We start from the raw sequence: 13,521 nt of genomic DNA on the forward strand, positions 1-13,521 counted from the left end.
GTTCACGTCCAGCGCAGGACGCCACGCCGCCAGGCGTAGAGGATGCCGAGCGCGACGACCGCCACGAAGACGCCCATCTCCACCACAGTGGTCGCGCCGAACCCGGGCCGGTCGAAGACCAGCGCCCACGGGAAGAGGAAGACCGCCTCCACCGCGAACAGCACGTAGAGGTAGGCGTACACGTAGTAGCGGATCTGCATCTGGGCCCAGTCGCCGCCGACCGGGTCGAGCCCGCACTCGTACGAGGTCCGCTTGCCCCACGGCTCGGCCGCACGGGCGGGACGTAACACCCGGTTCGCCGAGAACGCCGTCACGAAGAAGAGCACGGCGGCGATCAGCAGCAGACCGAGCGTGGCGTACGAGCCGAGATATCCGGTCACGCCCGGAGCGTACCGGTCCCGTCGAGACGTCTCGGACACGTTACGAATTTGTTTCCTGACGGGACTAGTGCCAGATGGCAACGGTCCCCGAATAATGAGAACTCGTTGCAACGTCCCCCGGAGGACAGATGACCCGCCCACGTGTCCGGCCCGCACCGCGGGTCGCGCTCCGCCGTACCCTCGCGCTGTTCGCGCCCGCGCTGATCGCCGCGGCCGCAGCCGTCGTCGCGGTGGCACCGGGCTGGGCCACGGCGGCCCCGGCCGCCCCGGCCGGGGCGGTGCGACTGGCCGAGCCGGTCGACCCGGGCGACCCTGGCGACCCGGGCGGCGACCCGGGCGGCGACCCGGCGGAGCCGACACCCACCGATGACCCGGCGCCCACCACCCCGGCGGCACCGACCACCGCGCCGCCGACGGAGGACGCACCGGCGCCCACCACCCCGGCGGCGCCGACCACCACCGCGGCTACGACGCCTCCGACCACGGCCCCGGCGACGACCCCCACCACCGCGCCGGCCACCACCGCCCCGCCGCCGCCGGGCCGGCCGCCCGTGCAGCCGCCACCGCCGCCGCGCACCCAGCCGGCCGGCGGGCCGCTCGGGGTGCAGGTCACCACCGAGGACGTGGTGCTGACGCCCGACTACTGGAACGCCGACGACACGGTGACCACGCTGCGGGTGACGGTGACCAACACCGGTGCGCGGGAGGAGCAGGTCAGCCTCGGCTACACGCTGCCGGCCGGGCTGACCGACGGCGGCACGCCCGGCTGCGTCGCCGCCGGCGACGGCAACCACCGCTGCGGCGGGTGGGTCGCCGCGCCGGGCGCCCGGTTCAGCGCCACCATCCGGGTCCGGGTCGCCGGAGACGCCTGGCGAACCATGCCGCTGAGCGGGTCGGTCCAGGTCACCGCCGTCGCGCCCGGTGTCGACGGCGCGGCGTACGACGACGAGGGTTTCGCGGTGCTCTTCCCGCCCGGGCCCCCGGTGCCCGGCATCTCGCTGCGCGCCGACGAGGTCGTCTTCGACATCAGCGGCGCGCCGAGCACGCTCAACGTGCGGCTGGACAACACCGGTGAGGTCGACGCCGCCGGCCGGGTGGAGGTGCTCCTCCCGGGCGGGGTGACGGTGAGCGGCGACGGTTGCGTCCCGGCGGCGCCGGACCGGACCCGGTGCGAACTCGGCACGCTGCCGGCCGGCCGGACCGCGACCCTGCGACTGCCGGTCACCGCGTCGGCGGAGGCGCAGCGCATGGCGCCGCTCGCCGGAGCGGTGATCGGCCGGTTGGCTCCGCGCAGCGGGCGCGAGCGGCAGGTGCAGATGAGCTTCCGGATCAGCGCGGCGGCGGCACAGTCCACCGCGGCGGCCGGGGCGCCCGCCCCGACCGGGTCCCAGGGCGTGCTGGCCTCGTCCGGCCGGGCCGGCGACGACGACACCCCGGCGCGGCGCATCGCGATCGCCCTGATCGTCATGTCGGGACTGCTTGTGGTGTTCGCGCTGGCGTTGGCCACCCGTTCCCTGCGGCGTCGCAGCGACATCACCGTCCCGGAGCCGACGACGGACCGCTGACCCACCCCCTAAATGTGGTGACCTGGATTACGGGGTGCGGTACTAAAGCCTGCAAAGCAGGGCATACACCGGCCGAATCGAGTCCCACACGTCGGACCTCCACCAAGGCGGCCCTAACCGTCCGACGTAGGCTCTGTCGTGAGAATCGGAGCGGGCCGTGCCGCCGGGGGTGACGGCGCTCAGCGAAGCGAGGTGCGGGAGTGACCAAGCAGATCCGTCAGCTGGACCGGGTGGTCATCCGGTTCGCCGGCGACTCCGGCGACGGCATGCAACTCACCGGCGACCGGTTCACCTCGGAAACGGCGCAGTTGGGCAACGACATCTCCACCCTGCCCAACTTCCCGGCCGAGATCCGCGCCCCCGCCGGCACGCTGCCGGGCGTGTCGAGCTTCCAGGTGCACTTCGCCGACTACGACATCCTGACCCCCGGCGACGCGCCGAACGTGCTGGTGGCGATGAACCCGGCCGCGCTCAAGGCCAACCTGGCGGACCTGCCGCGCGGGGCGGACATCATCGTCAACACCGACGAGTTCACCCGGCGCAACCTGGCCAAGGTCGGCTACGCGAACAGCCCGCTGGACGACGACTCGCTCGCCGGCTACGCGGTGCACCCGGTGGCGCTCACCTCCATGACGGTCGGCGCGCTGGCGGAGCACGAGGTGTCCAAGAAGGACGCCGAGCGGGCCAAGAACATGTTCGCGCTCGGGCTGTTGAGCTGGATGTACTCCCGCCCCTACGAGTCGACGCTGCGGTTCCTGGAGCGCAAGTTCGCGGCCCGGCCGGAGCTGGTGGCGGCGAACGTCGCCGCGTTCCGGGCCGGCTGGAACTTCGGCGAGACCACCGAGGACTTCTCCGTCCGCTACGAGGTCAAGCCGGCGCGGATGCTGCCGGGCACCTACCGCAACATCACCGGCAACGCGGCGCTGTCGCTGGGCCTGGTGGCGGCCGGGGTCCGCTCGGGGCTGCCGGTGTTCCTCGGGGCATACCCGATCACCCCGGCGTCGGACATCCTGCACGAACTCAGCAAGCACAAGAAGTTCGGCGTGGTCACCATGCAGGCCGAGGACGAGATCGCCGCGGTCGGCGCGGCGCTGGGCGCGTCGTACGGCGGGTCGCTGGGCGTGACCACCACCAGCGGTCCCGGTGTGGCGCTGAAGAGCGAGACGATCTCCCTGGCGGTTGCGCTGGAACTGCCGCTGGTCATCGTCGACGTGCAGCGGGCCGGGCCGTCCACCGGCATGCCCACGAAGACCGAGCAGGCCGACCTGAACATGGCCCTGTACGGCCGGCACGGTGAGGCCCCGGTCGCGGTGATCGCGCCGAAATCGCCGTCGGACTGCTTCCACGCCGCGCTGGAGGCGGCCCGGATCGCGCTCACCTACCGCACCCCGGTCATCCTCCTGTCGGACAACTACGTGGCGAACGGCTCCGAGCCGTGGCTGCTGCCGGACGTCGAGTCCCTGCCCGACCTGCGGGTCGAGTTCGCCACCCGGCCCAACGGCGAGGACGGCACCACCTTCCTGCCCTACCTGCGCGACCCGCGCACCCTGGCCCGCCCGTGGGCGGTCCCCGGCACGCCCGGGCTGGAGCACCGGATCGGCGGCCTGGAGAAGGCCGACAAGACCGGCGACATCTCGTACGACCCGACGAACCACGACTTCATGGTCCGGACCCGGGCGGCCCGGATCGAGACCATTGCGGTGCCGGACGTCGAGGTGGAGGACCCGGACGGCGACGCCCGGGTGCTGGTGCTCGGCTGGGGCTCGACGTACGGGCCGATCGGCGCCGCCTGCCGGGGGCTGCGCCAGCGCGGGCTCCCGGTGGCCCAGGCGCACCTGCGGCACCTGGCTCCGATGCCGGCCAACCTCGGCGAGGTGCTGCGCTCCTACGACAGGGTGGTCGTTCCCGAGATGAACCTCGGCCAGCTCGCCCACGTGATCCGGGCGCGGTACCTGGTCGACGCGATCGGCTACAACCAGGTCCGCGGCCTGCCGTTCACCGCCGCCGAGCTGGAGACGATGTTGGAAGAGGTCCTGAAGAATGTCTGAGCCCGTCGCCCTGAAGCTCACCGCCAAGGACTTCAAGTCCGACCAGGAGGTGCGCTGGTGCCCCGGCTGCGGCGACTACGCCATCCTGGCGGCCGTGCAGGGCTTCATGCCGGAGCTGAACATCGCCCGGGAGAACACCGTCTTCATCTCGGGCATCGGCTGCTCGTCCCGCTTCCCGTACTACATGAACACGTACGGCATGCACTCGATCCACGGCCGCGCCCCGGCGATCGCCACCGGCCTCGCGGTGTCCCGGCCGGACCTGTCGGTCTGGGTGGTCACCGGCGACGGTGACGCGCTCTCCATCGGCGGCAACCACCTGATCCACGCGCTGCGCCGCAACGTCAATCTGAAGATCCTGCTGTTCAACAACCGGATCTACGGCCTGACCAAGGGTCAGTACTCGCCGACGTCCGAGGTTGGCAAGATCACCAAGTCGACGCCGGTCGGCTCGGCGGACGCCCCGTTCAACCCGCTCTCGCTGGCGCTCGGCGCCGAGGCCACGTTCGTGGCCCGGACCCTCGACTCGGACCGCAAACACCTCCAGTCGGTGCTGCGGGCCGCCGCCGAGCACAAGGGCTCCGCGTTCGTGGAGATCTACCAGAACTGCAACATCTTCAACGACGGGGCGTTCGAGCCGTTGAAGGAGCCGGCCACCCGGGACGACTTCCTGATCCGGCTGGAGCACGGGCAGCCGATCACGTTCGGCGCAGACGGGCAGTTCTGCGTCGTCCACCCGCCGGGCGGCTTCGGGCTGGAGGTGCGGGAGACCGCGGCCACCCCGGCCGGGGAGATCGTGGTGCACGACGCGACGGTCGCCGACCCGGCGTACGCGTTCGCGCTGTCCCGGCTGCCCGGTCCGGACCTGCGCAACACTCCGCTCGGGGTGTTCCGCGCGGTGCGACGCCCCGCCTACGACACCGTGGTGCAGGAGCAGGTCGCGGCGGCGCGCGCCGGCGTCGACCAGACCCCGGAGCAGCAGCTTTCCGCGCTGCTCGGCAGCGGCGACACGTGGACCATTCTCTGACCCGTCCCTGATCCGCCGACGCGAGGGCGGGCCGTTCCCCGGGGAACGGCCCGCCTTCGCGGTCACGCGGTGCCGGTCAGACGCCCGCCGCGACGGGTGCCCACAGCTCGTCGATGGCCCGTTCGGCCGCCGCGAGGCTCGCCTCGTGCAGCGGGATCAGCTCGGCCATGGCGGGCTTGACCGGGGCGAGGGTCAGCTCGGTCGAGATGAACCGCGGCTTCAGGCCGGTCATGGAGACGCCGTGCGGGAGCCACGGCTCGGCGTGGTCCCAACCCGCCCGCGGGGTGCCTGCGCCGTAGCCGCCGCCCCGGGTGGTGAAGACGACGAACTCGCGACCGCCGAGCAGCCCGGCCCCGGTGTCCGGGTCGACCGCGAGGCCGGGCGCGATCAGGTGGTCGACCCACGCCTTCACGCTGCTCGGCGGGCCGAAGTTGTAGAGCGGCAGGCCGAGCAGGACCGTGTCGGCGGCCGTCACCTCCGCCACCAGTTCCTCGGTCAGTCGCCAGGACGCGCGCTGCTCGGGGGTGTGCTGGTCCGGCGGCACCGCGCGGGCGAGCCCGCCGGCGGCGTCCAGGTGCGGCAGCGGGTCCCGGGCGAGGTCCCGGTAGGTGACCGTGCCCCCGGGATGGGCGGCCTGCCAGGCGGCGGCTGCCCGGGCGGTGAGGCGTCGGCTGACCGATGCCTCGCCGGTGATGCTCGAGTCGATGTGCAGCAGGTGCGCCATTGGTTGCTCCTCCGCAGATGGTTTGTGTAGCACCAACCATTTATAGCAGGGGGATGTTCCTCGGTCCGCGTAGACTGGGTCACATGTCAGCCGGGCCCGCCGACGAGTCGGAGCGCCGCTCCGGGCCACTGCTGCAACACCTGGCCCGGCGGATGCTGCTGCGCTCGGAGTCGGCGCTGACCCCGCTCGGGCTCCGCCCCCGGCACCTGGTGGCGCTCACCGTGCTGCGCGACTCGGACGGCATCAGCCAACAGGGGTTGGCCGGCACGCTCCAGATCGACGGCACCAACGTGGTCGGGCTGCTCAACGACCTCGAAGCGGCCGGCCTGGTCGAGCGGCGCCGCTCGCCCGAGGATCGCCGCCGACACGTGGTGAGCCTGACCATGGCGGGCACGAAACGGCTCCGCGAGGCCGAGTGCGCGCTCGCCGACGCGGAGGACGACGTGCTCGGCGCCCTGACGCCGGACGAACGCGACCAGCTCTACGACCTGTTGCGACGGGCCAGCCAGGGCTGCGCGCCACCGTGCGCCGGGGCGGTCGAGCCCGCCTGCTGAGTGGAAAGGCGGGGCCCTCTTGACGCCTCCGGCAGGGGCCGGCGCCCGGCTCGACGACGGGCAGCCGCGGTTCAGACGGTGGTGGTCGCCTGGGGCCGGTCGTCGCGGACGTGGACCAGCATGTCGCCGGTCTCGATCGTCGCCGCGGCCCGGTCGTTGAGCGTGACCACCTTGCCCCGGCGGACCAGCGCGATGACCAGTGACTCCAGCTCACGTGGTGAGCGGCCCACCTCGCTGCGCTCGGCCGAGCGCATCGCCAGCGCCATGCCCTGCCCGGGGGTGAGCAGGTCCTCCACCACGTCGATCAGCGGCGGGGCCGAGGTGGAGAGCCCGAGCAGCCGGCCGGCGGTCGCCGACGAGACGATCACGTGGTGCGCTCCGCTCTGCTTGAGCAGCGGCGCGTTCTCCGCCTCCCGGACCGCCGCGATGATCCGCACCTGACCGGCGGTGAGCTGCCGGACGGTCAGCGCCACCAGCACCGAGGCGTCGTCGCTGTCGGTCGCGATGATGACCGCTTTGGCGGTGCGGACATGCGCCTCCTCCAGCACGGAGGAGCGGGTCGCCGACCCCTCGATCGTCACCAGGCCGTTCGAGGTGGCCTGGCGCAGCGCCGGGCCGCTCCGCTCGACCACCACGATCTTGGACTTGTCGGCCCCGTTCTCCAGCAGCGCGGAGACCGCGCTGCGGCCCTTGGTGCCGTAGCCGCAGATGATGACGTGGTCCTTCACGGTTCTCCTCCACCGCGACAGGCGACGGCCGGTCCGGTACTGCTCGGTCAGGACTTCCAGGGTGGTGCCGACCAGGATGATCAGGAAGAGCACCCGGGCGGGCGTGACGAACAGGACGTTGACCAGGCGAGCCGACGGGCTGGCCGGGGCGATGTCGCCGTAGCCGGTGGTGGAGAGCGAGACCACCACGTAGTAGAAGCAGTCGAGGAGGGTGAGCCCGTCCCCGTTGGCGTCGCGGTAGCCCTCGCGGTCGACCCAGACCACGAAGACCGTGGCGAGGACCAGCCCCAGGGCGGCGAGCAGGCGCAGACTGAGCGCGCTCAACGGCCCACGCCGTTGCGCGGGAAAATGGATCACCGTCGGTCCCGCTCCGCCACCGTCGCCTGCACGCCCTCAAGATAGCGGGTACGCCACGAGCCGGCCGGCCGGGCCGGAGACCCGCCCCCCATGCCACGAGCGGTAAGGATGCCGTCACATCCGCCGAGCGGCTGCCCCGCCCGTGTCGCCGTCGACGACGCGGATCCGATCGTCGGCCGGGCGGATGTCGTCGCCGAGCCGGCCGGCCACGCGGTCCTCCGGCGTTGATCCACCGGCGGGTCGGCACCAGGGGGTCGACCGGGCCGGTCCACGGCGCCGGAACGGGGCATGATGGGTGGGGTCGGCGAACGGCGACCGCGAGGAGGCCGGCATGTCGTTGCTGCGACGGGTGATCGGCGGGGTGCTGCGGCGGATCCGCCAGCGTCAGGGCCGCACGCTGCGCGAGGTGGCGCAGGCGGCCGGCGTCTCCCTGCCCTACCTCTCCGAGGTCGAACGCGGCCGCAAGGAGGCCTCCTCCGAGGTGCTGGCCGCGATCTGCCGGGCACTCGGCATCCACCTCGCCGACCTGCTGGAGGAGGCACGCGACGAGCTGCGCCGGGAGCGGCCCACGCCGGTGCGCTCCGCGGTTCCGCTGGCCCGAATCGACCGGGCGCCCGCGACCCGCGGCGGGCCGCCGCTCCGGGTCGGCCCACCCCGGCTGCACGCCACCCGCCGCCCGGCCGGCCCGAACGCACCGCATCTCGCCCGTCCGATCACACCCGCGGCACCGCACGCCACCCGCCCGGCCGCGCCGGTCCCGCTGTTCGGCGGCGAGCTGCGTCCGCTGGGCCCGGCCCCCACACCGGTCGGCCCGCCGCTCCGCCACGGCGCGCCGGAGCTGATCGGCACCGGCACCCGGATCTGGTTGATCCCGACGCCTATCGTGCGCCCGCGTCCGCGTACCTCACCTGCGCTGGCGCGGCGACGGGCCCGCGCGGCCGGACGGCGCCCGGTCGCGGCGTAGCGCCCACGGTCCGCCGGGCGGGGGCGCCGTCGCTGCGGACGGACGCCGGGCCGCGCGGGGGCCGGACGAGCCGGGCCGGCGCGACGCCGCGCGCCGTCGGTGCGGACGGACGCCGGGTCGCGCGGGGTGGTCGGACGACGGGACGGGGCGCGGCCTCGATCCGCCTCCGGCTTCTGCCGAGGGCGGATCTGCCCGGGGCAGAAAGCCTGGGCCGGGCGGGCCGGCCCGGCGGACGCTGGAGTCCGCCGGCACGCCGGGCGGTCCCCCGCCCACCGGCGCTACGGAGGTGGGCGGTCATGGGTGGCATCTGGATGCGGGACGACGGGCAGCCGGCCTTCGGCGACCGGGTCTTCGAGCGGCTGCTCAAGGAGCGGATCATCTTCCTCGGCACCGAGGTCACCGACGCGTCGGCGAACCAGATCTGCGCGCAGATCCTGCTGCTCGCGGCCGAGGACGCGGAGCGGGACATCTTCCTCTACATCAACTCGCCGGGCGGCTCGGTCAGCGCCGGCATGGCCGTCTACGACACCATGCGGTACGTCCGCAACGACGTGGCGACGCTGGCGCTCGGGATGGCCGGCTCGATGGGACAGTTCCTGCTCTGCGCCGGGGCGGCGGGCAAGCGGTTCGCGCTGCCGCACTCGCGGATCATGATGCACCAGCCCTCCGGCGGGATGGGCGGCACGGCCGCCGACATCACCATCCAGGCCGAGAACATGCTGCACGTGAAGCGCACCATGCAGGAGCTGATCGCCGAGCACAGCGGGCACACGCTGGAGGAGATCCAGCGCGACTGGGACCGGGACCGCTGGTTCACCGCCGAGGAGGCCCGCGAGTACGGCCTGGTCGACCAGGTGCTCTACCGGGTCGACCAGCTCGCGACCTGATCGGGTGCGGCCCGGCCGGTGTCGTGCCGGCCGGGCCGCCGCCGGTCACGGGTAGCTGATCACCGGGCTGGTGCCGTACGAGCCGACCACCGGGGTGCCGGCCTCGTTGATGGTGCGCTCGATCCCGCCGCTGCCGTCCAGGAACACCGTGATCGCGTCGTGGAACCGCACCCCGGCCCGGCGCGGCGCCTCGATCGCCCGGTCACAGCGGATGTCCACGCCCTGGTTGAAGTAGGCGTAGACGCCCAGCCCCCACGCCTCATGGTGGCGGACGTGCGGGGCCACCCGGTAGGAGGCCCAGCCGTCACCGGTCGGGCTGCGCCAGGCGGCCTGGCTGGGCGGGTCGTAGGGCAACTCGCTCTGGTAGAACACCGTCCGGCCGCGCTCGCCGTTCCACACCGTCTGCCAGCGCTGGTAGTGCTCGACGAAGAGCCCGTACGCGGTCACGTCGTCGCCGTTGACCAGCACGCCGGTGTCGGCGGTGTTGACCGTCCAGCCGATGGTGCCCGGCTTGCCGTGGTCGCCCCGCCAGGCCCAGATGTTGTCGATGAGCGTGTGCCGGCTGTTCACCACCAGGCTGGTCACCGCGCGGCCGGCGTACGGGCCGCCGATGCGGAAGAAGACGTCCTGGAGGGAGATCGGGTTGCCCGCGTGCGACCGGTGGCAGTGCCGCCCGCCGACCTCGACCAGCACCTCGGACTCGACCGGACCGGCGTCGACGAGCACCCCGGCGATCCGTACCCCGTCGACGTCCTCGATTCGCAGCGCCGCGTCGCCGGCGACCGGCGCGAGGCTGGGCATGCCGAGACCGAGCACGACGGTGTTCGGCCAGCGGACCCGCAGCGCCCGGTCCAACCGGTAGACGCCGGGGGTGAGCAGCAGGTGCCGACCCCGGGCGAGTTCGGCGTTGATCCGCTTCGCCGAGTCGGTGGGCCGGGCGAGGAAGAAGTCGGTAAGCGGCAGCGAGGGCGTGGGCGCGCCGCCGGCGGCCCAGGTGGTGCCCGCGGTGTCGCGGCGCAGTCGGGGCACCGCGACCCGCCAGCGGCCCGCGTCGTCGACGAAGAGGTACGGCTTCTCCCGGATCACCGGGCTGGTCGGCAGCGTGGTGTAGGGCGGGTCGGGGAAGCCCTGCGCGGGCGCGCCGATCACCCCGGAGAAGACCTGGTTCCACACCCCGTTGGTCCAGTCGCCGCCGAGTTCGCTGTCCCGGGTGAGCCACTGCTGCTGGGAGCCGTTGATGGTGACGTCGTCCACCTTGGAATCGGCGATGAAGCCGCCGCTGGAGTAGCCGCCGTTGCCGGGTTCCAGCCAGAGGACGCCCTTGACGTGCACCCGGCGCATCGGCGACGCCTGGGAGACGGCCCACTGGTTCGACCAGTCGGTGGGGGTGACGGCGAGGTTCTCGGCCGAGCGCCAGAAGTTGGTCAGCGCGGAGATGCCGGCCGGCGAGTTCGGGTCGGGTTGGCCGACCACCCGGACCGCGCCGTGGATCTCCACGTCGTCCGGGTGGGCACCGAGGCCGGCGACGGTGGTGTAGTAGCCGAGCCGGGCGTCCACCTCGTAGCGGCCGGGCTTGAACAGCACGGCGTACCGGTCGAGGCCCATCTCGTTGTGCTCCTGGGCGGTGAAGAGCCGGTCCAGGGTGGACTGGATCTCCGCAACCGGGGTGCTCGGGTCGTAGACGAAGACGTTGGGGCCGAAGTCGGGCTCGCCGGCGGGTCGGTGGGGCCGCGCGGTCGGGGACGCGGCGGCAGCACCGGCCGGAAGGCCGAGGGCGGTGAGCGAGGCCGCCGAGGCGGTGAGCGTGAGGAAGCGGCGGCGGGAGGGGTCGGGTGATCGCATCTGCCTGCCTTGTTCGGTGAGGGGACGGAGAGCGCTCTCTGGCCGTTCCTACCTCATCACCGTCGATCCCGCCAGACTTCCGGGTTCCGGAACCGGGAAACCACGCAACGCCGACCGGCGCTCCGGCACCCGGCCCGCCGCGTTGCCTCAGGCGCGCTCGGCGCGCTGCTTCACGAGGTCGTCGACCAGGGCCTCGACGTAGTCGGCGGTCTCCTCCCAGCGGGTCACCGCGACGCTGCGGATGCCCATGGCCTTGACCGGGTAGTCGTTGCCGCCCACGTCGAGCCGGTCCCCCACGAACAGCACGTTGTCGATCTTCAGGTCGAGGTGCTCCAGCAGCTTCCGCATGCCGTACGCCTTGTCCACGCCCTTGCGCGTCACGTCGATCGAAGTCGAGCCGCCGCCACGGACCTCCAGGTCGGGCAGCTTCGCGGCGACCGCGTCGCGCAGCCGCTTCTTCTTGCTCCCGTCCGGGTCCCAGCCGTACTTCTCGGCCGGCGGGGCGGACTGCCCCAGCGCGGAGAACGTGATCTGACTGCCCCGGTCCTCGACGATGTCGCCCCAGGTCTTCGCCTCCCACAGCCCGAGCGCCTGCGCCGACTCGGTCAACGCGGCGATCACCCGCGCCTTGTCGGCCCCGCTCAGGTCCTCCGCGTAGACCAGCCGCCAGTCGCCGGACGACCAGCGGTAGTAACGGGTGCCGCAGGTCGGCATCAGGTGCAGCCGGTCGCACTGCTCCTCGGTGAGGTCGAGATGGGCCAGCACCTGCGACTGGAACTGCTCGAACCGACCACCGGAGATGATCAGGACATCCACCTCGGCGAGCAGGTGACCGAGCAGCTCCGCCATCCGACGATCGATCCGGGACTTGGAAATCGCCAGGGTGTCGTCGAGGTCGAACGCCACCACTCGAAGATCGTTCACGCAAACCTCATGTGTCGTCGCGGACGGGCCGGGACTAGCAGGGTACCGGTGTGACCTGGCACCCGCCGGAGCGCCCAGGAACTCGGCCTATTGACGGAGCGTAACAAGGCGGCCACGCCCGATGGCCCGGAAGGCGGTCGACATCCGTTCCGTCGACGCCGACGGTGAACGGATGCGACCGGAGGAGACCCGGGACGACAAGGCCATCTGACGCTACGACACGCCGGGGCCCGGATTTCGCGCCGGAGGTGCTCGGCCTCGCCGCCGACGCCGAACCCGCCCGGCACGATGGCGCCGGCCAGTCAACGACCACCACCGGGATCTGGGCCACGTCGGCCTTCGCCCGTAGCTGCTCCTCCATCGGTACGGAGATCCCGCTGACCCACCCGACCTCAGGGCCCGGCCGTTCCCGGCGAATGCGGCGAACCTGCCTGGTCAACCACACCATGACGTGCTGCGGCACCGGCTGGCGTCGCAGCACCACCTGATCGGCGAGCTGGCCGGCTCCACCCGGCAGACCCCACCGCGGTCGAGCCGCTGCCGCAGGCGACCGCCACCCGAGATCAACGCCTCGGCGCCTGTTGACAGCGTCGTCGGGCAGCTCGACCGCCTAGCCTGTACGCATGTTCGACTCAGCGCTGGTCAATCTCTACACCGCCGACATCGAGGCGGGCATCCGCTTCTACCGGGACCTGCTCGGCTTCACCGAGACCTTCCGGACCCCCGCCGGGGCCGTCCCGGAGCACGTCGAACTCCGGTTGGGCGGGTGCACCCTCGGGCTCGGCACGACCGAGGCGGCACGCAGGGCCCACGGCGTCACGGCCGAACCCGGACGCCCTGCCATGGCGCTGGTGGTCTGGACGCACGACGTCGACGCCGCCTTCGCGCGGCTGACCGCCGCCGGCGCGCCGGCAGTCCGATCTCCCCACGACTCCGGCAACGACAACCGCAACGCCCTGCTCCGCGACCCGGACGGCAACCTCGTGGAGATCGTCTCGAAGATCAGGTGAGCGCTCCGGTACTCGTACCGCGACGTGACCGGTAGGACCGCGCCCGCGGTCGGCCGACCCGGCGGTATCGCCGCCGACCCGGCGGAAGGGCTGGCCGGTGACCGTCGCCGCTGGTGCGCGAACCGGCGCCGGACCCAGGCCGATGATCCGGCCGGCGAGCGCACCGGCGTCAGCTCCGACATCTGGTACGAGGTCGTGCTCCACAACGGCCGGACCGGCTACCTCTGCGGGGGTATATGTCGCTCCGCAGTACCGCGGGGGCATCAACCTCCCGCTGACTGAAGCTCTGCTCGCAGTGCCCGCGCAGGCAAAAACCTGATCGCAGACAGATGCGATCGGGGTGGGGACAAAGGGGAATCACGAACGAGCACTTCGATTGCTGAACCAGATTGCTGCTGGTCAAGGCTTCGCATTGGGGGACTGTACAAATAACGGCTGATCGACCGATCAAGGGAGAGACGCCAGATGACGACCGAGACCACCGTGGGACAGCCGGCCGCTGAGCCGTCGG

The 13,521-nt window shown here is 72.5% G+C and carries 12 protein-coding genes; 7 read left to right on the plus strand and 5 right to left on the minus strand.

Going from position 1 to position 13,521, the window contains the following annotated elements:
• Window positions 1–2: 2 nt before the first annotated feature.
• Complete coding sequence (ndhC, locus tag AB0H28_RS10085; RefSeq protein ID WP_358036574.1) at window positions 3–380, minus strand: NADH-quinone oxidoreductase subunit A; 378 nt, start codon at window positions 378–380, stop codon at window positions 3–5.
• Between the two features lie 128 nt (window positions 381–508).
• Here ndhC and AB0H28_RS10090 point away from each other — a divergent pair, with 128 nt between their 5' ends.
• From AB0H28_RS10090 to AB0H28_RS10100, 3 genes are all read left to right on the plus strand, one after another.
• Entirely contained in the window at window positions 509–1,945 is a 1,437-nt protein-coding gene (locus tag AB0H28_RS10090; protein WP_358036576.1) for a hypothetical protein, read from the plus strand.
• A gap of 200 nt (window positions 1,946–2,145) precedes the next feature.
• Entirely contained in the window at window positions 2,146–3,993 is a 1,848-nt protein-coding gene (locus AB0H28_RS10095) for a 2-oxoacid:acceptor oxidoreductase subunit alpha (RefSeq protein ID WP_358036578.1), read from the plus strand.
• Window positions 3,986–5,020 carry a 2-oxoacid:ferredoxin oxidoreductase subunit beta gene (locus AB0H28_RS10100; protein ID WP_358036580.1) on the plus strand — a complete coding sequence of 345 codons (1,035 nt, stop codon included), beginning with the start codon at window positions 3,986–3,988 and terminating at the stop codon, window positions 5,018–5,020. Before AB0H28_RS10095 ends, AB0H28_RS10100 begins: the two co-directional genes overlap by 8 nt.
• A gap of 76 nt (window positions 5,021–5,096) precedes the next feature.
• Here the strand turns inward: AB0H28_RS10100 and AB0H28_RS10105 are convergent, their stop codons facing one another.
• On the minus strand, window positions 5,097–5,744 hold the full coding sequence (locus AB0H28_RS10105; protein ID WP_358036582.1) for an NAD(P)H-dependent oxidoreductase: 648 nt from the start codon (window positions 5,742–5,744) through the stop codon (window positions 5,097–5,099).
• A gap of 83 nt (window positions 5,745–5,827) precedes the next feature.
• Here AB0H28_RS10105 and AB0H28_RS10110 point away from each other — a divergent pair, with 83 nt between their 5' ends.
• Window positions 5,828–6,298 (plus strand): MarR family winged helix-turn-helix transcriptional regulator, encoded by a 471-nt coding sequence (locus AB0H28_RS10110; RefSeq protein WP_358036584.1) that lies wholly within the window; start codon window positions 5,828–5,830, stop codon window positions 6,296–6,298.
• 71 nt (window positions 6,299–6,369) lie between these two features.
• On the opposite strand, the gene AB0H28_RS10115 is transcribed toward AB0H28_RS10110, so the two are convergent.
• Window positions 6,370–7,383 carry a potassium channel family protein gene (locus AB0H28_RS10115; RefSeq protein WP_358036586.1) on the minus strand — a complete coding sequence of 338 codons (1,014 nt, stop codon included), beginning with the start codon at window positions 7,381–7,383 and terminating at the stop codon, window positions 6,370–6,372.
• 331 nt (window positions 7,384–7,714) lie between these two features.
• On the opposite strand from AB0H28_RS10115, the gene AB0H28_RS10120 reads away from it, so the two are divergent.
• Both AB0H28_RS10120 and AB0H28_RS10125 read left to right on the plus strand, forming a co-directional pair.
• Entirely contained in the window at window positions 7,715–8,347 is a 633-nt protein-coding gene (locus AB0H28_RS10120; RefSeq protein WP_358036588.1) for a helix-turn-helix domain-containing protein, read from the plus strand.
• Window positions 8,348–8,643: 296 nt separating this feature from the next.
• On the plus strand, window positions 8,644–9,234 hold the full coding sequence (locus tag AB0H28_RS10125; RefSeq protein WP_358036590.1) for an ATP-dependent Clp protease proteolytic subunit: 591 nt from the start codon (window positions 8,644–8,646) through the stop codon (window positions 9,232–9,234).
• Between the two features lie 45 nt (window positions 9,235–9,279).
• Here the strand turns inward: AB0H28_RS10125 and AB0H28_RS10130 are convergent, their stop codons facing one another.
• Both AB0H28_RS10130 and AB0H28_RS10135 read right to left on the minus strand, forming a co-directional pair.
• Entirely contained in the window at window positions 9,280–11,076 is a 1,797-nt protein-coding gene (locus tag AB0H28_RS10130) for an adenylyl cyclase (protein WP_358036592.1), read from the minus strand.
• Between the two features lie 147 nt (window positions 11,077–11,223).
• Window positions 11,224–12,000 carry an HAD-IIB family hydrolase gene (locus tag AB0H28_RS10135; RefSeq protein ID WP_358036593.1) on the minus strand — a complete coding sequence of 259 codons (777 nt, stop codon included), beginning with the start codon at window positions 11,998–12,000 and terminating at the stop codon, window positions 11,224–11,226.
• Between the two features lie 623 nt (window positions 12,001–12,623).
• On the opposite strand from AB0H28_RS10135, the gene AB0H28_RS10140 reads away from it, so the two are divergent.
• Window positions 12,624–13,010, plus strand: coding sequence for a VOC family protein (locus tag AB0H28_RS10140; protein ID WP_358036595.1), 387 nt, complete (start codon window positions 12,624–12,626; stop codon window positions 13,008–13,010).
• Window positions 13,011–13,521: the final 511 nt, after the last annotated feature.

Origin of the sequence: Micromonospora sp. NPDC050980 (assembly GCF_040653835.1) — a bacterium.
In the GTDB taxonomy this organism is placed as follows: domain Bacteria; phylum Actinomycetota; class Actinomycetes; order Mycobacteriales; family Micromonosporaceae; genus Micromonospora.